Below are 23,384 nucleotides of genomic sequence, written 5' to 3'. Positions count from 1 at the left end.
CGCAGACAGGCGCGGGATGTGTTAGGAAAACGCATAACAACGATGGCGATGAAAAAGTTGCTCATAGCGTCGCTGCTGTTTAGCAGCGCCACCGTTTACGGTGCAGACGATTTCGTAGTGAAGGACATTCATTTCGAAGGTCTACAGCGAGTCGCCGTCGGCGCGGCTCTGCTCAGCATGCCGGTACGCGTCGGTGATACGGTGAATGATGATGACATCAGAAACACCATTCGCTCACTGTTCGCTACCGGTAACTTTGAAGATGTCCAGGTTCTGCGTGACGGCACCACCCTGATTGTTCAGGTGAAGGAACGTCCGACCATTGCCAGCATCACCTTCTCCGGTAACAAAGCGGTGAAAGAGGATCAGCTGAAGGAGAACCTTGAGGCCTCCGGTGTGCGCGTCGGCGAAGCGCTTGACCGCACCACGCTCTCTTCCATCGAGAAGGGGCTGGAGGACTTTTACTACAGCGTCGGTAAATATACCGCCAGCGTCAAAGCCATCGCGACGCCGCTGCCGCGTAACCGTGTCGATCTGAAATTCGTCTTCCAGGAAGGCGTATCGGCCAAGATCCAGCAGATCAACATTGTCGGCAACAAAGCGTTCAGCTCAGACGAACTGATCTCCCGCTTCCAGCTGCGCGATGAAGTGCCGTGGTGGAACGTGGTGGGCGATCGTAAATACCAGAAGCAGAAACTGGCGGGCGATCTCGAAACCCTGCGCAGCTTCTATCTGGATCGCGGTTATGCGCGTTTCAATATTGATTCCACGCAGGTGAGCCTGACGCCGGACAAGAAAGGCATCTACATCACCGTCAATATCACCGAAGGCGATCAGTACAAGATTGCCGGCGTGATCGTCAACGGCAGCATGGCGGGCCACTCGGCGGAAATTGAGCACCTGACGCAGATTCCTAACGGTGAGCTGTATAACGGCACCAAAGTCACCCAGATGGAAGATGACATCAAGAAGCTGCTGGGCCGTTATGGCTACGCCTATCCTCGCGTGGTGACGCAGCCGGAAATCAACGATGCGGATAAAACCGTTAAGCTGCACATCAACGTTGATGCCGGTAACCGTTACTACGTGCGTAAAGTGCGTTTTGAAGGTAACGACACCTCGAAAGATGCCGTACTGCGCCGCGAAATGCGTCAGATGGAAGGCGCATGGCTGGGCAGCGACCTCGTCGATCAGGGCAAAGAGCGCCTGAACCGTACCGGTTACTTCGAAACCGTGGACGTTGATACCCAGCGCGTTCCGGGCTCGCCAGACCAGGTTGACGTGGTTTACAAAGTTAAAGAGCGTAACACCGGTACCTTCAACTTTGGTGTGGGTTACGGTACGGAGAGTGGCGTCAGCTTCCAGGTCGGCGTGACCCAGGAGAACTGGCTCGGCACCGGTAATACCGTCGGCATCAGCGGTACCAAGAACGACTACCAGACTTACGCAGAATTCTCACTCACCGATCCGTACTTCACGGTGGACGGTGTGAGCCTCGGCGGCCGCCTCTTCTACAACGACTTTAAAGCGGATGATGCTGATCTCTCCGACTACACCAACAAAAGTTACGGTGTGGACGGTACGCTCGGCTTCCCGGTTAACGAAAATAACACGCTGCGCGTCGGCTTAGGTTATGTGCACAACGACCTGTCCAACATGCGTCCGCAGGTGGCGATGTGGCGTTACCTTGACTCGGTGGGTCGTCATCAGGGGCTGAATGATGACGGTGATTTCTCTGCGGATGACTTCACCTTCAACTACGGCTGGACGTACAACACGCTCGATCGTGGTTTCTTCCCGACGCGCGGTAACCGTACCAACCTGAACGGTAAAGTGACCATCCCGGGCTCTGATAACTCGTTCTACAAAGCGACGCTGGACACCCAGCAGTACGTGCCGCTGAACCGTGATGGCACCTGGGTGGTGCTGGGTCGTGGCCGTGTTGGCTACGGTGACGGACTCGGTGGCAAAGAGATGCCGTTCTATGAGAACTTCTACGCCGGCGGTTCCAGCACCGTGCGTGGCTTCCAGTCCAACACCATTGGTCCGAAAGCCGCTTACCTGAACGATCGTTCGTCGAGCTGTAATCTGACCGATCCGGACGGCATCTGTAAGTCTGACGATGCGGTGGGCGGTAACGCCATGGCGATCGCCAGCCTTGAGCTGATTACGCCAACGCCGTTCCTGAGCGAGAAATATGCGAACTCAGTACGTACCTCGGTATTTATGGATGCCGGTACCGTCTGGGATACCAAGTGGCAGAACACCGCGGAAACCCGCGCGGCAGGCATTCCGGACTACAGCGACCCGAACAACATTCGCGTCTCTGCCGGTCTTGCGCTGCAGTGGATGTCGCCACTTGGACCACTGGTGTTCTCCTACGCACAGCCAGTGAAGAAAGTCGAGGGAGACAAAGCAGAACAGTTCCAGTTTAACATCGGTAAAACCTGGTAAGGTTCTGAGCACGGAAGCAGAGTCGTAGTACGGCATCGCGCCGGCGCCAGACGGGAGCCGGACGATGCCAACACTGTGTCGCTGACACAAACGTTGATGGTAAGGAGTTTATAGTGAAAAAGTTGTTGTGTGCCGCAGGTCTGGGTCTTGCTTTAGCGGTTTCCGCGGGCGTTCAGGCTGCTGACAAAATTGCAGTGGTAAACGTGTCCAGCATTTTCCAACAGTTACCGCAACGTGCGACCGTTGCTAAACAGCTGGAAAACGAATTCAAGGGCCGTGCTACTGAGCTGCAGAGCCAGGAGCGCGATCTGCAGACTAAAATGCAGAAACTGCAGCGTGATGGTTCAACCATGAAGGCCAGCGACCGCAGCCGCATGGAAAAAGACATCATGTCACAGCGCGAAGCATTCTCGACGAAAGCGCAGGCTTTCGATCAGGATAACCGCCGTCGTCAGATGGAAGAGCGTAACAAACTGCTGAGCCGTATTCAGGACGCAGTGAAGAAAGTGGCGGACAGCGAAGGGTATGACGTGGTAATCGACGCCAATGCCGTTGCCTATGCTTCTAACGCGAAAGACATTACTGCTGACGTGCTGAAACAGGTTAAATAATCGATGTCATCAATTCGACTGGCTGATTTAGCCCAGCAGTTGGATGCAGAATTGCACGGAGATGGCGATATCGCCATCTCCGGCATTGCTTCTATGCAATCCGCCACCCCTGGTCAAATCACTTTTCTTGCCAACAGCCGCTACCGCGAGCAGCTCGCACAGGTTCAGGCCTCAGCCGTGGTGCTGACGGAAGCGGATCTGGAGTGGTGTAAAACCGCCGCGCTGGTGGTGAAAAACCCTTACCTGACTTATGCCCGCATGGCACAACTGCTGGACACCACGCCGCAGCCCGCGCAAAATATCGCGCCCAGCGCCGTGATCGATCCGAGCGCGAAGCTGGGGAACAATGTCTCGGTGGGCGCTAACGCGGTCATCGAGTCCGGCGTTGAGCTGGGTGATGACGTGGTGATTGGCGCCGGCTGCTTTGTCGGCAAGCGCACGCGCATTGGCCGTGGTTCCCGTCTGTGGGCCAACGTTACGGTTTATCATGAGATTCAGATTGGTCAGGATTGTCTGATTCAGTCTGGCACCGTGATTGGTGCCGATGGTTTCGGTTATGCTAACGACCGCGGCAACTGGGTGAAAATTCCTCAGCTGGGCACCGTGGTGATTGGCGATCGGGTAGAAATTGGCGCCTGTACCACGATCGATCGCGGTGCGCTGGATAACACTCTGATCGGCAATGGTGTTATCATAGACAACCAGTGCCAGATTGCGCATAACGTCGTGATTGGTGATAACACCGCGGTTGCCGGTGGTGTGATCATGGCGGGTAGTCTGAAGATTGGGCGTTACTGTATGATTGGCGGAGCCAGCGTCATTAACGGCCATATGGAAATCTGTGACAAAGTGACGGTAACCGGCATGGGCATGGTCATGCGTCCCATCACAGAGCCTGGGGTATACTCATCGGGTATCCCGCTGCAACCCAACAAAACCTGGCGTAAAACGGCAGCGCTGGTGATGAACATCGATGACATGAGCAAACGCTTAAAAGCCATCGAACGCAAGGTCGGCAAAGACGACTGAGCACATCCCGGCTCTACCCGCTTTCATAATAAAGCAGCGTACCTTCTTTCACCTCGGGGTTAACCAGAGTGCGGCAGCAGGTATCATGGTAAGCGAAACGCCACTGAACTGATTTGCGGCCTGCGAAAGATCATTTTGATCGGTGCAGGCCGTGTTATTGTTGCCATCAGATTTTTTAGGACAGGAAGAGTATTTTGACAACTGAAACGCATACTCTGAAAATTGAAGAGATTTTAGAACTGCTGCCGCACCGCTACCCGTTTTTGCTGGTTGACCGCGTGCTGGAATTTGAAGAGCATAAATATCTGCGTGCGGTAAAGAACGTTTCTGTTAATGAACCGTTTTTCCAGGGACACTTCCCTGGTAAACCGATTTTCCCAGGCGTTCTGATCCTGGAAGCGATGGCGCAGGCGACCGGTATTCTGGCGTTTAAAAGCGTTGGAAAACTGGAACCGGGCGAGCTGTACTATTTCGCCGGTATCGACGAAGCCCGTTTCAAGCGTCCGGTAGTGCCGGGCGACCAGATGATCATGGAAGTCACCTTCGAGAAGACCCGCCGTGGCCTGACGCGCTTCAAAGGCGTGGCAACCGTAGACGGTAAGATTGTCTGTGAAGCGACCATGATGTGTGCCCGTAGCCGGGAGGCATAATTAGTGATTGATTCAACCGCCAGCATCCATCCAACGTCCATCATTGAAGAAGGTGCGGTGATCGGCGCCAACGTCCAAATCGGTCCGTTTTGTGTTGTCGGAGCGAACGTGGAAATTGGCGAAGGCACGGTGCTGAAATCGCACGTGGTGGTGAATGGCCACACGCGTATCGGTAAAGATAACCAGATCTACCAGTTCGTTTCGATTGGCGAAGTGAATCAGGATCTGAAATATGCCGGTGAACCGACCCGCGTTGAAGTCGGCGATCGCAACCGCATCCGCGAGAGCGTCACCATTCATCGTGGCACCACGCAGGGTGGCGGCCTGACCAAAGTCGGCAGCGACAACCTGCTGATGGTCAACGCGCACATTGCCCATGACTGCGTGATCGGCAATCGCTGTATTCTGGCCAACAACGTAACGCTGGGCGGCCACGTTACCGTGGATGATTTTGCCATCATCGGCGGCGTGACGGCGGTGCACCAGTGGTGCACCATTGGTGCCCACGTGATGGTAGGCGGTTGTTCCGGCGTCGCGCAGGACGTGCCGCCGTACGTGATTGCGCAGGGCAACCATGCCACGCCGTTCGGTGTCAATATCGAAGGCCTGAAGCGTCGTGGCTTCAGCAAAGAGGCACTGCACGCCATTCGTAACGCGTACAAGCTGCTGTACCGCAGCGGTAAAACGCTGGATGAAGTGAAGCCGGAGATTGAAGAACTGGCTAAACTTCATAGCGAAGTGCAGCCTTTCTACGACTTCTTTGCCCGTTCTACCCGTGGATTGATTCGTTAATTCATGTCAGTGCGTCCCTTAACGATTGCCCTGGTCGCCGGAGAAACCTCCGGCGATATTCTTGGTGCCGGATTGATTCGTGCGCTGAAAGCGCGCCATCCTGACGCGCGCTTTGTTGGCGTTGCCGGTCCGCTGATGCAGGCCGAAGGCTGCGAAGCCTGGTACGAGATGGAAGAGCTGGCGGTAATGGGCATCGTTGAGGTGCTTGGCCGCCTGCGCCGTTTGCTGCACATCCGCAAGGATTTAACCCAGCGCTTTACCGAACTGCGGCCGGATGTCTTCGTCGGCATCGATGCCCCGGATTTCAACATCACGCTGGAAGGCAACCTCAAGCGTGCCGGCATTCGCACCATTCATTACGTCAGTCCCTCCGTGTGGGCCTGGCGACAAAAGCGTGTGTTCAAAATTGGCCGCAACACCGATCTGGTGCTGGCGTTTCTGCCTTTTGAAAAAGCGTTTTACGATCGCTACAACGTGCCGTGCCGCTTCATCGGGCACACCATGGCCGATGCGATGCCGCTGCAGCCGGACAAACTGGCCGCGCGGCGTGAATTAGGTATCGCTGACGATGCGCTGTGCCTTGGCCTGCTGCCGGGCAGCCGCGGCGCGGAAGTGGAGATGCTCAGCGCCGATTTCCTGCGCGCTGCACAGCTGCTGCGCCAGCGCTATCCGGCGCTGGAGATCGTGGTGCCGCTGGTTAACGCGAAGCGGCGCGCGCAATTCGAGCAGATTAAAGCCAGCGTCGCGCCGGAATTGCCGATGCACCTGCTGGATGGCAAAGGGCGTCAGGCGATGATCGCCAGCGACGCGGCGATTCTGGCTTCCGGCACTGCCGCGCTGGAGTGCATGCTGGCGAAATGTCCGATGGTGGTGGGCTATCGTATGAAGCCGTTCACCTTCTGGCTGGCGAAGCGGCTGGTGAAAACCCCGTACGTTTCGCTGCCTAACCTGCTGGCCGGCCGTGAGCTGGTGCAGGAGCTACTGCAGGAGGAGTGCCAGCCTGCAGCGTTAGCCGCGGCGCTGGAGCCGCTGCTGCATGCCGGTCCGGAGCGTGACGCGCTGCTGGCCACTTTCACCCAATTGCATCAGCAGATTCGCTGGAACGCCGACGAACAGGCGGCGGATGCGGTACTGGAGATTGCCAATGGCTGAATTTATCTATCCTGATGCCCGGCTGATTGCCGGCGTTGATGAAGTCGGACGTGGCCCGCTGGTCGGTGCCGTGGTGACTGCCGCCGTGATCCTCGATCCGGCGCAGCCGATTGCCGGCCTGGCGGATTCCAAAAAGCTGTCTGAAAAACGCCGCCTTGCGCTGTTTGATGAAATCAAAGAGAAAGCGCTGGCGTGGAGCCTGGGCCGCGCTGAACCGGAAGAGATTGATCAGCTGAACATCCTGCACGCCACCATGCTGGCGATGCAGCGCGCGGTTGCCGGTCTGCATATTGCACCGGATTTTGTCCTGATTGATGGCAACCGCTGTCCGGCGCTGCCGATGCCGTCGCAGGCGGTGGTGAAGGGCGATAGCCTGGTGCGGGAAATCAGCGCTGCCTCGATCATCGCCAAAGTCACGCGCGACCGTGAAATGGCCGAGCTGGACCTGCTGTTTCCGCAGTACGGTTTCGCCCAGCACAAAGGCTACCCGACCGCGCTGCACATGGAAAAACTGACGCAGTTTGGTGCCACACCTCACCACCGCCGCAGCTTTGCGCCGGTGCGTAACGCCCTGATTGATGCTGATGTGCTGGCCGCGCGCCAGCCGACTACGCTTTAATAGCCTGACGCTGTTTTAACCGGAAACTGATATGGCTGAACCTCGTTTTATACATCTGCGCGTACACAGCGATTACTCCATGGTCGATGGTCTGGCCAAGACCGGGCCGCTGGTAAAAAAGGCGGCCGCGCTCGGCATGCCAGCCATTGCCATCACCGACTACACCAACCTGTGCGGGCTGGTGCGCTTTTATGGCAGCGCGCACAGCGCCGGTATCAAACCGATCGTCGGGGCTGACTTCCAGGTGGCCAGCGATTTGATGGGCGATGAGCTGACGCAGCTCACCGTGCTGGCCGCTAATAACACCGGTTACCAGAATCTGACGCTGCTGATTTCGCGCGCTTACCAGCGCGGTTACGGTATCGCCGGACCGATTATTGATCGCGACTGGCTACTGGAGCTGGGCGAAGGGTTGATTCTGCTGTCGGGCGGACGGCGCGGCGACGTCGGTCGCAGCCTGCTGCGCGGCAATAGCGCGCTGGTGGCGCAGTGCCTGAGTTTCTATCAGCAGCATTTCCCTAACCGCTACTATCTGGAACTGACGCGTACCGGCCGGCCAGACGAAGAGGCCTATCTGCACGCCGCGGTTGAGCTGGCGATTGCTGAATCGGTGCCGGTGGTGGCCACCAATGAAGTCTGCTTCCTCAACGAAGAAGATTTTGATGCCCATGAAATCCGCGTGGCAATTCACGACGGCTACACGCTGGACGATCCTAAACGTCCGCGCAACTACAGTCCTCAGCAATATATGCGCAGCGAAGAGGAGATGTGCGAGCTGTTCTCGGACATCCCGGAAGCGCTGGAAAACAGCGTAGAGATTGCTAAGCGTTGTAACGTCACGGTGCGCCTCGGCGAATATTTCCTGCCGCAATTCCCGACCGGCGACATGTCGACCGAAGATTTTCTGGTGATGAAGTCGCGCGAAGGGCTGGAGGAGCGCCTGGCGTTTCTCTTCCCGGATGAGCAGGTGCGTGCCGAACGCCGGCCGGAGTATGACGAGCGTCTCGACATCGAGCTCAACGTCATTAACCAGATGGGCTTCCCCGGCTACTTCCTGATCGTGATGGAGTTTATCCAGTGGTCGAAGGACAACGGCATTCCGGTCGGGCCGGGGCGTGGTTCCGGTGCCGGTTCACTGGTGGCCTATGCGCTGAAAATTACCGATCTCGATCCGCTGGAATTTGACCTGCTGTTCGAACGTTTCCTTAACCCGGAACGTGTCTCGATGCCCGACTTTGACGTCGACTTCTGCATGGAAAAACGTGACCAGGTGATCGATCACGTGGCCGAGATGTACGGCCGCGATGCGGTATCGCAGATCATCACCTTCGGGACCATGGCGGCGAAAGCGGTCATCCGCGACGTCGGTCGCGTGCTGGGCCATCCGTATGGCTTTGTTGATCGCATCTCAAAACTGATCCCGCCGGATCCCGGCATGACGCTGGAAAAAGCGTTCCAGGCGGAACCGCAGCTGCCGGAGATCTACGAAGCTGACGAAGAGGTCAAAGCGCTGATCGACATGGCGCGCAAGCTGGAAGGGGTCACGCGTAACGCCGGCAAGCACGCCGGTGGCGTGGTTATTGCGCCGACCAAAATCACCGATTTTGCGCCGCTGTACTGCGATGAGAACGGCCAGTTCCCGGTCACCCAGTTCGATAAAAACGACGTGGAATACGCTGGACTGGTGAAGTTTGACTTCCTCGGCCTGCGCACGCTGACCATCATCGACTGGGCGCTGAAGATGATCAACCCGCGGCGCGAAAAGCAGGGTTTACCGCCAATCGATATCGCCGCCATCCCGCTGGATGACAAAAAAAGCTTCGACATGCTGCAGCGCTCGGAAACCACTGCGGTGTTCCAGCTTGAATCGCGCGGCATGAAAGATCTGATCAAGCGCCTGAAGCCGGACTGTTTCGAAGATATGATCGCACTGGTGGCGCTGTTCCGTCCGGGGCCGCTGCAGTCGGGCATGGTCGATAACTTTATTGACCGTAAGCACGGCCGTGAAGCCATCTCTTACCCGGATATTCAGTGGCAGCATGAGAGCCTGAAGCCGGTGCTGGAGCCGACCTACGGCATCATCCTCTATCAGGAACAGGTGATGCAGATTGCCCAGGTGCTGTCCGGCTATACGCTGGGCGGCGCGGATATGCTGCGTCGTGCCATGGGTAAAAAGAAGCCGGAGGAGATGGCCAAGCAGCGTTCGGTGTTCCAGGACGGTGCTGAGAAGATGGGCATCAACGGCGAACTGTCGATGAAAATCTTCGATCTGGTGGAGAAGTTCGCAGGCTACGGCTTTAACAAGTCGCACTCTGCTGCTTATGCGCTGGTCTCCTATCAGACGCTGTGGCTGAAAGCACACTATCCGGCCGAGTTCATGGCGGCGGTGATGACTGCCGATATGGATAACACCGAGAAGGTGGTTGGACTGGTGGATGAGTGCTGGCGCATGGGACTTAAAGTGCTGCCGCCAGACATTAACTCCGGGCTCTATCCGTTCCACGTCAATGATGACGGGGAGATCGTGTACGGCATCGGCGCCATCAAAGGCGTGGGTGAGGGGCCGATCGAAGCGATCCTCGAAGCGCGTAATCAGGGCGGCTACTTTAAAGAGCTGTTTGATCTCTGCGCCCGCACCGACACCAAAAAGATCAACCGTCGCGTGATGGAAAAACTGATCATATCCGGCGCGTTCGATCGTCTTGGCCCGCACCGCGCGGCGCTGATGAGCGCGCTGGGTGACGCCCTGAAGGCGGCGGATCAGCATGCCAAAGCCGAAGCGACGGGACAGGCTGATATGTTCGGCGTGCTGGCGGAAGAGCCCGAGCAGGTTGAGCAATCTTATGCGGCCATTACGCCGTGGCCGGAGCAGGTGCAGCTGGACGGCGAGCGTGAGACGCTCGGTCTGTATCTCACCGGCCATCCGATCAATCAGTATCTGAAAGAAATTGAGCGCTACGTTGGCGGCATGCGCCTGAAAGACATGCATCCAACAGAACGTGGTAAAGTGACCGTTGCGGCCGGGCTGGTGATTGCCGCCCGCGTCATGGTCACCAAGCGCGGCAACCGAATTGGTATCTGTACTCTTGACGACCGCTCTGGCCGTCTCGAGGTGATGTTATTTACCGATGCGTTAGATAAATACCAGCAGCTGCTGGAGAAGGACCGTATCCTGATCGTCAGTGGACAGGTCAGCTTTGATGACTTTAGCGGTGGGCTTAAAATGACCGCCCGGGAAGTCATGGACATCGACGAAGCGCGGGAAAAATACGCGCGCGGACTTGCTATCTCGCTGACGGACAGGCAAATTGATGACCAGCTTTTAAACCGTCTCCGCCAGTCTCTGGAGCCTCATCGCTCCGGGACCATTCCGGTGCATCTCTATTATCAGAGAGCAGATGCGCGGGCGAAGCTGCGCTTTGGTGCAGCGTGGCGTATTTCGCCCAGCGATCGTTTACTCAACGATTTGCGGTCGTTAGTAGGGTCGGAGCAGGTGGAACTGGAGTTTGACTAAAACAGGAACATTATGAGTCTTAATTACCTGGATTTTGAACAGCCAATCGCTGAACTGGAAGCGAAAATCGACTCGCTGAAATCGATTGGTCGTTCGGATGAGAAACACGATATTAATCTGGATGAAGAAGTGCAGCGTCTGCGCGAGAAAAGCGTCGAGCTGACCCGTAAAATCTTCTCCGATTTGGGTGCATGGCAGGTTGCGCAGCTGGCGCGCCATCCGCTGCGTCCTTATACGCTGGACTATGTCCGCAATGCGTTTGACGATTTTGACGAGCTGGCCGGTGACCGCGCCTATGCCGATGATAAAGCCATTGTCGGCGGCATCGCTCGTCTGGATGGGCGTCCGGTGATGGTCATTGGCCATCAGAAAGGCCGCGAAACCAAAGAGAAAATCCGGCGTAACTTCGGTATGCCAGCACCCGAGGGCTACCGTAAAGCACTGCGTCTGATGGAGATGGCCGAGCGCTTTAAGATGCCACTGATCACCTTCATCGACACGCCGGGTGCCTATCCGGGCGTGGGCGCGGAAGAGCGCGGTCAGTCTGAAGCGATTGCCCGCAACCTGCGCGAGATGTCAGGCCTGAAGATCCCGGTGATCTGTACCGTGATCGGCGAAGGCGGCTCCGGCGGCGCGCTGGCGATTGGCGTTGGCGATAAAGTGAATATGCTGCAGTACAGCACCTATTCGGTGATCTCACCGGAAGGCTGTGCGTCAATTCTGTGGAAGAGCGCCGACAAAGCGCCACTGGCCGCAGAAGCGATGGGCATCACCGCCGGGCGTCTGAAAGAGCTGAAGCTGATCGATTCGATCATCCCGGAACCGCTGGGCGGCGCGCACCGTCATCCGGTGGACATGGCGGCAGCGCTCAAGCAGCAGCTGCTGGCCGATCTGGCCGATCTCGATGTGCTGAGCACGGAAGAGCTGCTCAACCGCCGCTATCAGCGCCTGATGAGCTACGGCTACGCGTAAGCGCCGAAAAGCCTTCACAGAAGCGGACCCCGGTCCGCTTTTTTTATGCCTGTTTTCCACGATCAGGCTTGAGTTCCCCGCTGGGTTGCCATTTATGGCGGTGCGCATCAATGCGCACCCTGGGAAAAACCGGGCAGTAATCCTGTAGGGGCGCCATTCATGGCGACCTGATAAAAACCGTGTAGTTACCCCGCAGGTGCGGCATTTATACCGGTGCGCATTAATGCGCACCCTGGGAAAAACCGGGCAGTGATCCTGTAGGGGCGCCATTCATGGCGACCTGATAAAACCGTGCAGTTACCCCGCAGGTGCGGCATTTATACCGGTGCGCATTAATGCGCACCCTGGGAAAAACCGGCAGTTACCCCGCAGGGTCGCCATTCATGGCGACCTGAGATGCATCGCTGGCAAACATCAGGCCAACAATGGCGCGATTCCGGAACATTCACCCGCCACTTTTCGCTATCCTTATTCCGTGCGACAACACCACAGGAGGTGAGCATTGAATATTATTGCGATCATGGGACCGCACGGCGCGTTCTACAAAGATGAACCGATTCGTGAACTGGACGCGGCGCTGAAGCTGCAGGGTTTCCAGACCGTTTACCCCAACAATGCCAGCGACCTGCTGAAACTGATCGAACACAACCCGCGCGTCTGCGGGGTGATATTTGACTGGGACGACTACAGCCTGGCGCTGTGCAGCGACATCAATCAGCTTAACGAATCACTGCCGCTGTATGCCTTCATCAACACCCATTCGCAGATGGATGTCAGCATTAATGAAATGCGCATGGCGCTGCACTTCTTCGAGTACGCGCTCAACGCCGCTGACGATATTGCACTGCATATCCGGCAGTACACCGATGAGTACATCGACAAAATTATGCCGCCGCTGACCAAAGCGCTGTTCACCTACGTCAAAGAGGGGAAATACACCTTCTGCACGCCGGGCCACATGGGCGGCACGGCGTTTCAGAAAAGCCCGGTCGGCAGCCTGTTCTATGATTTCTTCGGCGCCAACACGCTGAAAGCGGATGTATCGATCTCGGTCACCGAACTGGGCTCGCTGCTCGATCACACCGGTCCGCACCTCGAAGCAGAAGAGTATGTGGCGCGTACCTTTGGCGCTGAACAGAGCTATATGGTCACCAACGGCACGTCGACCTCGAATAAAATCGTCGGAATGTACGCCGCACCGGCCGGCAGCACGGTGCTGATTGACCGCAACTGCCACAAATCGCTGACCCATCTGCTGATGATGAGCGACATCATCCCCATCTGGCTCAAACCGACGCGTAACGCGCTGGGCATCCTGGGTGGCATCCCTAAGCGCGAATTCACCCGCGACAGCATCCAGCAGAAAGTTAACGCGACCCCGCGTGCCAGCTGGCCGGTGCATGCGGTGATCACCAACTCAACCTACGACGGTCTGCTGTATAACACGCAATACATCAAACAGACGCTGGACGTGCCGTCCATTCATTTCGATTCCGCCTGGGTGCCATACACCAATTTTCACCCTATCTACAGCGGCAAAAGTGGCATGAGCGGCGAGCGCATTCCCGGCAAAGTGATCTATGAAACCCAGTCGACCCACAAACTGCTGGCGGCGTTCTCACAGGCGTCGCTGATTCACATCAAGGGCGATTACGATCACGACACCTTCAACGAAGCCTACATGATGCACACCACCACCTCGCCGAGCTACGCGATCGTCTCTTCGATTGAGACCGCGGCGGCGATGCTGCGCGGTAATCCGGGCCGGCGGCTGATTAATCGCTCGGTGGAGCGCGCGCTGCATTTTCGCCGCGAGATCCAGCGGCTGCGCGAAGAGTCTGACGGCTGGTTCTTTGATATCTGGCAGCCGGAGCAGGTGGATGAAGCCGAATGCTGGCCGATTCAGCCGGGCGACGAGGCGTGGCACGGCTTTACCCACGCCGATCGCGATCATATGTACCTTGATCCCATCAAAGTCACCATACTTACGCCGGGCATGAGCGAACTGGGCCAGATGGCGGAAGAGGGCATTCCGGCCGCGCTGGTAGCGAAATTCCTCGACCAGCGTGGCATCGTGGTGGAGAAGACCGGGCCGTACAATCTGCTGTTCCTGTTCAGCATTGGCATCGATAAAACCAAAGCGATGAGCGTGCTGCGCGGACTGACGGAGTTCAAACGCGCCTACGATCTCAACCTGCGGGTAAAAAATATGCTGCCGGATCTCTATGCTGAAGATCCTGACTTCTACCGTAACATGCGCATCCAGACGCTGGCGCAGGGCATTCATCAGCTGATCCTGCAGCACGATCTGCCGCGTCTGATGCTGCGGGCATTTGACGTTCTGCCGGAGATGAAGATGACGCCGCACCAGGCGTTTCAGCGGCAGGTGCAGGGACAGGTGGAAACCGTGGACATTCGCGAGCTGGTCGGGCGGATTTCAGCCAACATGATCCTGCCTTATCCGCCAGGCGTGCCACTGGTGATGCCGGGCGAGATGATTACCGAACAGAGCCGGGCGGTGCTGGATTTCCTGCTGATGCTCTGTACCATCGGGCGGCACTATCCCGGCTTTGAAACGGATATTCACGGTGCCACGCTCACCGACGACGGTCGCTATCTGGTGCGCGTGCTGCGCGACGAGCCTGCGCGCTAACTTCAGATAATTGCCTCTTTTCAGCGTCGCGCCGGGCACGTAGGCTAAGCGGCTCAGAATACTTTCGGAGCCGCTATGCTGCAGATAAAACAGATCCACCACATCGCCATTATTGCCACCGATTATCAGCGCAGTAAGGCGTTTTACTGCGACGTGCTGGGCTTTGAGCTACTGGGTGAATACTATCGCGCTGAGCGCGACTCATGGAAAGGCGACCTTGGCCTTAATGGCGTCTATACCATTGAGCTGTTCTCGTTTCCTGCGCCGCCGCCGCGCGTCAGCGGGCCGGAAGCGTGCGGGCTGCGCCATCTGGCGTTTTGTGTGGATGATGTCGAACAGTCGGTTGCCGCGCTGGCAGAAAAGGGCGTGGTGTGCGAGCCGATCCGCATCGATGCTCTCACCGGTAAAGCCTGCACCTTCTTCCCCGATCCGGATGGTTTGCCGCTGGAGCTGTATCAGGCGTAAAATAGCGCGCGCAGTGAGCCGCAATCCGGCGGTTCACCTCAACGGAATGCGTGCATGTCCTTTTCTCATCTTGCTGCGCTGCTGCCAGCCGATGCCCGCTGCGTGCTGGCATTCAGCGGCGGGCTCGATTCCAGCGTTCTGCTGCATCAGTTAGTGAGCTGGCAACGCCAGCAGCCGCAGCTGCGCGTGCGCGCATTACACGTGCATCATGGTTTAAGCCCCAACGCCGATCGCTGGGCGGCGCACTGCCAGCAGCAGTGTCAGCAGTGGCACATTCCCTGCGAGGTGCTGCGCGTGCAGGTGGACGCTCGCGCCGGTGGGATCGAAGCCGCAGCCCGCACGGCGCGCTATCAGGCGTTATTCACACACCTGCAACCCGGTGAGTACTTACTTACTGCTCAGCACCTCGATGACCAGGCTGAAACGCTGCTGCTGGCGCTGAAACGCGGCAGTGGTCCGGCTGGTCTGGCGGCGATGCCGCAGCAGCGGCAGATTAACGGCCACTGGCATCTGCGCCCGTTGCTCAACCTCAGCCGTCAGCAGCTGGAAGCTTACGCTGTCGGGCACCAGCTGGACTGGATTGACGATGAGAGCAACGCTGACCGTCGCTACGATCGCAATTTCCTGCGCCAGGAGGTGCTGCCGCTGCTGCAGGCGCGCTGGCCGCACTTCAGCGCGGCCAGTGCCCGCAGCGCAGCGCTATGCGGTGAGCAGGAGCAACTGCTGGATGAGCTGCTCAGCGAGCAGCTGGCGCAACTGACCGATGCCCAGGGCGCACTGCATTTCCCGCCGCTGCTGGCCTGTAGCGAGGCACGGCGGCACGCGCTGCTGCGGCGCTGGATTAGCGAACGCGGTGGTGCAATGCCCGCGCGCGACGCGCTGCAGCGCATTACCGACGAGGTGATGCACAGCCGTGAAGATGCGCAGCCGTGTCTGCGCTTTGGCGCGCACGAACTGCGGCGCTACCGGGAACGGCTTTACTGGCTGCCGCGACAGCACTCACTGAGTCAGCACTCGCTAACCTGGCAGCCGCTGACGCAGCCATTAATTTTGCCTGATGGGCTGGGTGAACTGCGCGCCAGCCTGGCGCAGGCGGAACTGCGCCAGCCGGCGGCGGATGAACAGGTTATTGTGCGCTTTCAGGCCCACGGCTATCACCATGTTGTTGGCCGGGCTGGTGGTCGCGAAATGAAAAAACTGTGGCAGGAGCTGGGCGTCCCGCCGTGGCAGCGCGAACGCATTCCGTTGATTTACTACAACCAGACGCTGATTGCTGCGCCGGGGCTGTTTATCACCCGCGCAGGCGCGGCGGGCGAGACGCAAGGCTGGCAGGCGATCTGGTCAACACCCTAAAAAGGAACAGCAATGATGAAACAGTGGATTGTCGCGGCGCTACTGGCTGCTGCGCTGCCGGCGTTTGCGCAGGGCGACGTCAAGGCCGGCGCGCAGAAAGCCGCCAGCTGTATGGCGTGCCATGGCGCTGAAGGTAAGAGCGCGGTGCCGCTTTACCCTAATCTGGCCGGGCAGCATGCACCTTACCTGCTGCACTCGCTGCAGGCCTACAAAAAAGGCGAGCGCAGTGGCGGTCAGGCAGAGGTGATGAAGGCCTTTGTGGCCGGGTTGAGCGATCAGGATATGGATGATTTAGCGGCGTACTACGCTTCGCTGCAGCCTTAAGCGAGGTGGGCGGGAATAGCATTCCCGCCCGGGGAGAGATTATTCGTCTTCGCTGACGATAACGGTGCCCAGCTCAGGATGGCTGAAGCTGGCGATGTGGTCGAGACGCAGCTCGCGCGTTTCACCGGAGAGGTCGACCGCAAGATACTCGACGTTTTTACGTGAGACCATGTCCACGGCTTTCGCTTTCAGCTGGTCGCCGTTTTTGAGCTCCAGCGACAGCGTCCAGTGTTTGGTACAGGCGAGCTCGAGGTTGTCGTAGTCATCACAGTTGATGGGTTTGTAGGCTTCATTCGTCAACATAGTCGCTCACCAATAAGTTTGCAGCGGCATACGCTGCCTGTTCCCTGACAGAAGAGTTTAGCGCAGAATTAGCGGCAATATCATTGAGTGCTTTCAGTGCGCATCCGATCGCGTCTGGCACATACCCCAGGTCGCCGCTGCCAATCCCGGCATACTTCTGGCGAACTAACTCACAATACTTTTGCACATACACCTCCTCAGCAGAGCATCAATACTCTGGTTGATATGCGACTATATCACAGGGGTTCGCTGGAAATCAGCCAGGGGGCGCAGGGAAGGTGGCAAAGAAAGGGCAAAAAGTGACAGCCAGCACTGGTCTCAGCCAGCCTGGCGGCGCACAAAAGGTTAAGTTGATGAACAGGTTATTTCCGGATACAACCGCGCTGATAACGGCAGGTGGCAGATGATTGTGCTGTCACGTAGTGTTTCAATTGCGGACAATGAAGTGGAGCTCAGTGCCATTCGCGCTCAGGGCGCGGGCGGCCAGCACGTCAATAAGACGTCGACCGCTATCCATCTGCGTTTCGATATTCACGCCTCGTCGCTACCGCCGTTTTATAAACAGCGGCTGCTGGAGGCGAACCACCATTTGATCAGCGCCGATGGCGTGGAGATTATCAAAGCGCAGGAGTATCGCAGCCAGGAGATGAACCGCGAAGCGGCGCTGCAGCGGCTAATCAACCTGATACGCGAGCTGACGACGGTGGAGAAAGTGCGCCGCGCGACGCGCCCGACGCGGGCGTCCAGAGAGCGGCGGCTGGAAGGTAAATCACGACGCAGCAATGTGAAGGCGCTGCGCGGCAAGCTACGCTAAAAAAAACGCCTCCGGCAGGAGGCGTCAGGGGATTACTTGTTGAGTGCGCGGCTGAGGAAGTCGACGATGTCGTGCTGCTTGATCATCTGCTTCTCGCTGGCGGCGCGGGCTTTGTACTCGATCTCCTGGTTATCCAGGTTGCGATCGCCAATTACAATCGTGTGCGGTACGCCGATCAGTTCCATATCGGCGAACATCACGCCCGGACGCTCCTTACGATCGTCAAGAATGACATCGATGCCTTTGGCACGCAGCTCGTTGTACAGCTGTTCCGCCAGCTCTTTCACGCGGAAGGATTTGTGCATGTTCATCGGCAGAATCGCCACTTCGAACGGTGCCAGCGCCGCTGGCCAGATAATCCCGCGCTCGTCGTGGTTCTGTTCGATAGCCGCCGCCACGACGCGGGTGATACCGATACCGTAGCAGCCCATGGTCATGATTTGATTGCGACCATCTTCACCCTGTACCGCTGCCTTCATCGCGTCCGAATATTTGGTGCCGAGCTGGAAGATGTGGCCAACTTCAATGCCGCGCTTAATCATCAGCACGCCTTTGCCATCCGGGCTCGGATCGCCTTCTACCACGTTACGAATATCTTCTACGCGTGCTTCTGGCAGATCGCGGCCCCAGTTGATGCCGGCATAGTGCTGGCCATCAATGTTGGCGCCTGCCGCGAAGTCACTCATTTTTGCCACAGTGCGGTCAGCAATCACCGGGATGGTCAGACCGACCGGACCGAGAGAACCAAAACCGGCACCGATGGCGGCGCGAATCTCTTCCTCGCTGCCCATTTCCAGTGGCGCGGCCACGATGTCCAGATGCTCGGCTTTGATTTCGTTGAGCTCGTGGTCGCCGCGTAACAGCAGCGCAACCAGCGAATGGCCGCTCTCTTCGCTGGCTTTCACGATCAGCGTTTTCACCGTTTTTTCTACCGGGATCTGGTGCTGTTCGACCAGCTCGGCGATGGTTTTCGCGTCTGGCGTGGCGAACTGCGTCAGCGCCTGCGTTGCCGCCGGGCGCTCACCGGCAGGTGCCAGCGCTTCGGCTTTCTCAATGTTGGCCGCGTAATCGGACTCGCTGGAGAAGATCACATCATCTTCACCACTCTGCGCCAGCACCTGGAACTCATGCGAGCCGCTGCCGCCAATCGAACCGGTATCGGCCTGCACGGCGCGGAAATCCAGCCCCATGCGGCTGAAGCTCTGGCTGTAGGCGCGGTACATCGCATCGTAAGTTTCCTGCAGCGACTCCTGCGAGGTGTGGAACGAATACGCATCCTTCATGATGAATTCGCGCGAACGCATCACGCCAAAACGCGGGCGTACTTCATCACGGAATTTGGTCTGGATCTGATAGACGTTGAGCGGCAGCTGCTTATAGGAGCTCAGCTCGTTGCGGATCAGGTCGGTGACCACTTCTTCATGGGTCGGACCCAGCACGAACGGGCGCTCGTGGCGGTCTTTAATGCGCAGCAGCTCCGGGCCGTACTGCTCCCAGCGTCCGCTCTCTTCCCACAGATCGGCTGGCTGAACCACCGGCATGGAGATCTCAATCGCACCGGCGTTGTTCATCTCTTCGCGCACGATGTTTTCAACTTTTCGCAGCACGCGAATACCGGTCGGCAGCCAGGTATAGAGACCGGAAGCCAGTTTGCGGATCATACCGGCGCGCAGCATCAGCTGGTGGCTGATCACTTCAGCATCGGAAGGCGTCTCCTTCAGGGTGGAGAGCAGATATTGAGTAGTACGCATTAATTTACGATTCCAGTTGTACGGAAGGATACGAACAAAAAATTTGCTGGCGGCTAGTGTACCAGCGAGATCCGTCACTCAAAAGCTTGTTTTAGCGCGGATCGAGCGCGATCACCTCGGTTCCCGCCGCGTCAATGCGCCAGCGCACATTAAAGTCGAGCAGCCACGCGGCATATTCACGGCCAGGGCTTTCGCCTTTGCGATAAGCCGGACGCGGATCCTGCGCCAGCACTTCAGTGATAAAGCGCGCCAGCTGCGGGTAGTGGCGTTGCTGCTGTTGCAGCTGCTGCTGCGCCTGCGCGGAGAAACGCACCGGCATGCTGGCGTCGGGCGCGCTCTGAGCGAACCCCGCGCGCGCCTCAGGCAGCGCTTCGGCGAAGGGCAGGTAAGGCTTGATATCCACCACAGGGGTGCCGTCCACCAAATCGAGGCTGCCTAATTGCAGAATCACCTGTTGCTGCTCGCAGCGGATGCCTTTGAGCTCAACCAGCGACATGCCGATAGGATTGGGGCGAAAGGTCGAGCGGGTGGCAAATACGCCCATGCGGGCATTACCGCCGAGGCGCGGCGGGCGTACAGTTGGGCGCCAGCCGCCGGCCATGGTCTGGTGAAAGACGAACAGCACCCACAAATGGCTGAATGCCTCCAGTCCACGCACCGCTTCAGGCTGATTGTACGGCGCCAGCAGATGTAGTTCGCCACCGCCGTCCTGCACCAGACCCGGCTGGCGCGGTACGGCAAATTTCTCTTTCCACGGCGAACGGATCACACCGATTTGCGCAAAGGCAAATTCACTCATTGATTCGAGACTTTCAGCGCGGAGCCCTGGCATACGGCCTGGCGATAGCAGCCTGGCGTGCTGGAGACAATTTCGCACTTGTGCAGCAGCACGGCGTTGGCTTTCATGCCGGCCGCTTTAATCTGCAGGCGTTTACGCGCGGTATTGAGGTTCGGCGGCGAGTCCTGGGTGCTGCTCTGGCAATCATCACCCGACACTTCGCCCAGATCGCGGAACGGATTGCTGACCAGATCGGTCGCATCGGTATAGATCTTCACCGGGGCCGGACGCGCAGCCGGTTTGCGCTGAGGTTCGCTGGTTGATTGCTGCGGGCGAGACGGAGCACTGCTTATTGGGTGATATTCACGCACGCACCCGGTCAGCATCAATGCCAACAAGCAGAGCGGTAAAAAACGCATGGCAACATCCTCATGTAATAAAAAGTGGCGTTATTGAAACAAGGACGACCAGAAATAACAAGTCAGCTGCCACATGCTGAAATAGAAAGGGCGGCCGAAGCCGCCCTGCACCGCATGAAAGGGATAATTACCAGCCTTTCACTGCGCCGCCGTTGAAGATTTTGTTGGCGGCTTCAGACACTTCGTCTGACTGATAAGCCTCAACAAACTTCTTCACGTTCTCCGCGTCTTTGTTGTCTTCGCGGCTAACGATCAGGTTCACGTACGGCGAGTCTTTATCTTCTACGAAGATGCCGTCCTTCGCCGGGGTCAGGCCAATCTGGCTGGCGTAAGTGGTGTTGATCACCGCCAGCGCAATCTGCTGATCGTCGAGTGAACGTGGCAGCTGTGGCGCTTCCAGCTCAACAATCTTCAGGTTCTTTGGATTCTCAGTGATATCCAGTGAGGTTGGCAGCAGGCCCACGCCATCTTTCAGTTTGATCAGGCCCACTTTCTGCAGCAGCAGCAGAGAACGACCGAGGTTGGTTGGATCGTTCGGGATAGCGATCTGCGCACCGTTCTGCAGCTCATCCAGCGATTTGATTTTTTTCGAGTAGCCGGCAATCGGATAAACGAAGGTGTTGCCGACCGGCACCAGTTTGTAACCGCGGTCTTTGATCTGCTGATCGAGGTACGGCTTGTGCTGGAAGGCGTTAACGTCAATATCGCCTTTGCTCAGCGCTTCGTTAGGCAGCACGTAATCGTTAAAGGTAACCAGTTCAACATCGAGACCGTATTTCTCTTTCGCGACTTTCACGGCAGTTTCCGCAACCTGCTGCTCAGCCCCGACAATCACACCCACTTTAATGTGGTTGGGATCTTTCTCTTTCTGATCGCATCCTGCCAGCGCAATCGCGCCAATCAGAGCACCCACAGCGGCAATCTTTTTAAATGTGAAAGACATATCCTTTCCTTAATAGAGGACTATTGATGTTGTTTGCTTATTTATGTGATACCGCACGCACGATGCGGTCACCACAGAACTGAATTAAATACACCAGCACCACCAGCAAAATCAGCACGGTATTCATCACGGTGGCGTTATAGCCGATGTAACCATACTGATAGCCAATCTGGCCCAGACCGCCCGCGCCCACAGCACCACCCATGGCGGAGTAGCCCACCAGCGTAATCAGGGTAATTGTAGCGGCATTCACCAGCCCTGGCAGCGCTTCCGGCAGCAGCACCTTACGCACGATCTGCAGCGGTGTGGCACCCATGGCGCGCGAGGCTTCAATCAGTCCGGTCGGCAACTCAAGCAGCGCGTTTTCCACCATACGGGCGATAAACGGCGCCGCGCCCACGGTCAGCGGAACGATGGCCGCCTGCAGACCAATGGAGGTGCCGACGATGGCGCGGGTAAACGGAATCATCCACACCAGCAGGATAATGAAAGGAATAGAACGGAAAATATTGACGATGGCTGACAGCACGCGATACAGCGCAGTGTTGGCCAGAATCTGCCCCGGACGCGTGACGTACAGCAGTACGCCAACCGGCAGGCCAAGCACAAAGCCAAAGAAACCAGAAACGAAGGTCATCATCAGCGTTTCCCAGACGCCACGCGTCAGTAACCACAGCATCGCTTCAGACATAACCCAGCACCTCTACTTTCACATGATTTTCTTTCAGCCAGGCAATAGCGGCTTGTGTATCTGTTTCACTGCCGTCCATTTCGGCCAGCATGATGCCGAACTTCACGCCACCGGCGTAATCCATCTGGGCACTGATAATGTTGTTATTGACGTTAAAACGGCGCGCGGCTTCTGACAGCAGCGGCGCATCCACCGATTTACCGGTGAACTCCAGCCGCAGCAGCGGCACGCTCTCGCTGCCCGCGCTCGCCTGCATGCGCTGCTGGTAATCATCCGGAATATCCAGATGCAGCGTTGACTGAATAAACTGCTGGGCCAGGGGCGTTTTCGGGTGCGAGAACACTTCGCTGACGCTGTCTTTTTCAATCAGTTCGCCATTGCTGATCACCGCCACCTGATCGCAGATGCGTTTCACCACATCCATCTCGTGGGTGATCAGCAGAATAGTGATGCCGAGCCGACGGTTGATGTCTTTCAGCAGCTCCAGAATCGAGCGGGTGGTGGCCGGGTCCAGCGCGCTGGTGGCTTCATCACACAGCAGGACCTTCGGATTGCTGGCCAGCGCACGGGCAATTGCGACGCGCTGTTTCTGACCGCCGGACAGATTCGCCGGCCAGCTGTCGTGTTTGTCCGCCAGACCGACCAGCTCCAGCAGTTCACTGACGCGCTTTTTGATCGCCTCGCGTGACAGGTTACCCAGCTCAAGCGGCAGCGCAACGTTGCCCGACACGGTGCGGGAGTTCATCAGGTTGAAGTGCTGAAAGATCATGCCAATCTGGCGGCGCGCCAGCGTTAACTGCCCGGAAGAGAACGCGGTGAGCTCCTGACCGTCAACCAGCACGCGACCGGATGTCGGGCGCTCCAGCAGATTGACGCAGCGGATGAGCGTACTTTTACCGGCACCGGATGAACCGATGACGCCATAAATTTGTCCGGCAGGCACGTGCAGGCTAACGTTTGACAACGCCTGAATAGTGCGTGAACCCTGCTGGAACACTTTGGTGATATTTTCGATTTTAATCATTAGTTTAATTGTTATCGTGTTGCGTTGTCCGTGGTGTATCGGTCTTCGCGCCGCCGGGGCAGGCGAAATCTGG

Annotated in this window: 22 protein-coding genes; 14 read left to right on the top strand and 8 right to left on the bottom strand. The window is 57.6% G+C overall.

The features are described 5' to 3' along the window. The first annotated feature begins 42 nt into the window (after positions 1-42). From bamA to AC6I8F_RS15320, 13 genes are all read left to right on the top strand, one after another. On the top strand, positions 43-2,454 hold the full coding sequence (bamA, locus tag AC6I8F_RS15380; RefSeq protein ID WP_021507483.1) for an outer membrane protein assembly factor BamA: 2,412 nt from the start codon (positions 43-45) through the stop codon (positions 2,452-2,454). Positions 2,455-2,567: 113 nt separating this feature from the next. Beyond that, positions 2,568-3,065 (top strand): molecular chaperone Skp, encoded by a 498-nt coding sequence (gene skp / locus AC6I8F_RS15375; protein ID WP_021507482.1) that lies wholly within the window; start codon positions 2,568-2,570, stop codon positions 3,063-3,065. 3 nt (positions 3,066-3,068) lie between these two features. Then, positions 3,069-4,094, top strand: coding sequence for a UDP-3-O-(3-hydroxymyristoyl)glucosamine N-acyltransferase (gene lpxD / locus AC6I8F_RS15370; RefSeq protein ID WP_021507481.1), 1,026 nt, complete (start codon positions 3,069-3,071; stop codon positions 4,092-4,094). Positions 4,095-4,288: 194 nt separating this feature from the next. Beyond that, a complete protein-coding gene (fabZ, locus tag AC6I8F_RS15365) occupies positions 4,289-4,744 on the top strand; it encodes a 3-hydroxyacyl-ACP dehydratase FabZ (RefSeq protein ID WP_013507953.1) in 456 nt (151 codons plus the stop codon). 3 nt (positions 4,745-4,747) lie between these two features. Further along, positions 4,748-5,536 carry an acyl-ACP--UDP-N-acetylglucosamine O-acyltransferase gene (lpxA, locus tag AC6I8F_RS15360; RefSeq protein WP_021507480.1) on the top strand — a complete coding sequence of 263 codons (789 nt, stop codon included), beginning with the start codon at positions 4,748-4,750 and terminating at the stop codon, positions 5,534-5,536. A 3-nt stretch (positions 5,537-5,539) separates the two neighbouring features. Next, the gene (gene lpxB, locus AC6I8F_RS15355; RefSeq protein WP_058759532.1) at positions 5,540-6,688 is read left to right on the top strand and encodes a lipid-A-disaccharide synthase; all 1,149 of its coding nucleotides are present in this window, start codon (positions 5,540-5,542) and stop codon (positions 6,686-6,688) included. Next, positions 6,681-7,307 carry a ribonuclease HII gene (gene rnhB / locus AC6I8F_RS15350; protein ID WP_104188150.1) on the top strand — a complete coding sequence of 209 codons (627 nt, stop codon included), beginning with the start codon at positions 6,681-6,683 and terminating at the stop codon, positions 7,305-7,307. Before lpxB ends, rnhB begins: the two co-directional genes overlap by 8 nt. A 31-nt stretch (positions 7,308-7,338) precedes the next feature. Next, positions 7,339-10,821, top strand: a complete 3,483-nt coding sequence (dnaE, locus tag AC6I8F_RS15345) for a DNA polymerase III subunit alpha (protein ID WP_498028197.1) — start codon at positions 7,339-7,341, stop codon at positions 10,819-10,821. Between the two features lie 12 nt (positions 10,822-10,833). After that, the gene (gene accA / locus AC6I8F_RS15340; RefSeq protein ID WP_021507476.1) at positions 10,834-11,793 is read left to right on the top strand and encodes an acetyl-CoA carboxylase carboxyl transferase subunit alpha; all 960 of its coding nucleotides are present in this window, start codon (positions 10,834-10,836) and stop codon (positions 11,791-11,793) included. Between the two features lie 502 nt (positions 11,794-12,295). Further along, positions 12,296-14,446 (top strand): lysine decarboxylase LdcC, encoded by a 2,151-nt coding sequence (locus AC6I8F_RS15335; protein WP_104094478.1) that lies wholly within the window; start codon positions 12,296-12,298, stop codon positions 14,444-14,446. A 75-nt stretch (positions 14,447-14,521) separates the two neighbouring features. After that, positions 14,522-14,911, top strand: coding sequence for a VOC family protein (locus AC6I8F_RS15330; RefSeq protein WP_058770579.1), 390 nt, complete (start codon positions 14,522-14,524; stop codon positions 14,909-14,911). A 54-nt stretch (positions 14,912-14,965) separates the two neighbouring features. Then, entirely contained in the window at positions 14,966-16,264 is a 1,299-nt protein-coding gene (tilS, locus tag AC6I8F_RS15325) for a tRNA lysidine(34) synthetase TilS (RefSeq protein WP_498028196.1), read from the top strand. Between the two features lie 15 nt (positions 16,265-16,279). Further along, positions 16,280-16,588, top strand: a complete 309-nt coding sequence (locus AC6I8F_RS15320; protein WP_031279691.1) for a c-type cytochrome — start codon at positions 16,280-16,282, stop codon at positions 16,586-16,588. A 39-nt stretch (positions 16,589-16,627) separates the two neighbouring features. On the opposite strand, the gene rof is transcribed toward AC6I8F_RS15320, so the two are convergent. Next, entirely contained in the window at positions 16,628-16,891 is a 264-nt protein-coding gene (gene rof / locus AC6I8F_RS15315) for a Rho-binding antiterminator (RefSeq protein WP_021507471.1), read from the bottom strand. Next, a complete protein-coding gene (locus AC6I8F_RS15310) occupies positions 16,878-17,078 on the bottom strand; it encodes a YaeP family protein (RefSeq protein ID WP_021507470.1) in 201 nt (66 codons plus the stop codon). Before AC6I8F_RS15310 ends, rof begins: the two co-directional genes overlap by 14 nt. A gap of 216 nt (positions 17,079-17,294) precedes the next feature. On the opposite strand from AC6I8F_RS15310, the gene arfB reads away from it, so the two are divergent. Further along, on the top strand, positions 17,295-17,705 hold the full coding sequence (arfB, locus tag AC6I8F_RS15305) for an alternative ribosome rescue aminoacyl-tRNA hydrolase ArfB (protein ID WP_498028195.1): 411 nt from the start codon (positions 17,295-17,297) through the stop codon (positions 17,703-17,705). Positions 17,706-17,737: 32 nt separating this feature from the next. On the opposite strand, the gene proS is transcribed toward arfB, so the two are convergent. From proS to metN, 6 genes are all read right to left on the bottom strand, one after another. After that, positions 17,738-19,456, bottom strand: a complete 1,719-nt coding sequence (gene proS / locus AC6I8F_RS15300; RefSeq protein WP_132466636.1) for a proline--tRNA ligase — start codon at positions 19,454-19,456, stop codon at positions 17,738-17,740. Between the two features lie 91 nt (positions 19,457-19,547). Continuing rightward, positions 19,548-20,255 (bottom strand): tRNA (N6-threonylcarbamoyladenosine(37)-N6)-methyltransferase TrmO, encoded by a 708-nt coding sequence (gene tsaA, locus AC6I8F_RS15295; protein WP_058774790.1) that lies wholly within the window; start codon positions 20,253-20,255, stop codon positions 19,548-19,550. Continuing rightward, entirely contained in the window at positions 20,252-20,653 is a 402-nt protein-coding gene (gene rcsF, locus AC6I8F_RS15290) for an envelope stress sensor lipoprotein RcsF (protein WP_021507466.1), read from the bottom strand. Before rcsF ends, tsaA begins: the two co-directional genes overlap by 4 nt. Positions 20,654-20,780: 127 nt before the next feature. Further along, a complete protein-coding gene (locus AC6I8F_RS15285; protein ID WP_021507465.1) occupies positions 20,781-21,596 on the bottom strand; it encodes a MetQ/NlpA family lipoprotein in 816 nt (271 codons plus the stop codon). Positions 21,597-21,633: 37 nt separating this feature from the next. Beyond that, positions 21,634-22,287, bottom strand: coding sequence for a methionine ABC transporter permease MetI (locus AC6I8F_RS15280; protein WP_021507464.1), 654 nt, complete (start codon positions 22,285-22,287; stop codon positions 21,634-21,636). Next, positions 22,280-23,311, bottom strand: coding sequence for a methionine ABC transporter ATP-binding protein MetN (gene metN, locus AC6I8F_RS15275; protein WP_498028194.1), 1,032 nt, complete (start codon positions 23,309-23,311; stop codon positions 22,280-22,282). Before metN ends, AC6I8F_RS15280 begins: the two co-directional genes overlap by 8 nt. Between the last annotated feature and the right edge of the window lie 73 nt (positions 23,312-23,384).

Source organism: gamma proteobacterium symbiont of Axiagastus rosmarus, from assembly GCF_059730925.1.
Note: the sequence above shows the minus strand (reverse complement) of the source record. Positions and strands in the feature narration are given on the sequence as shown.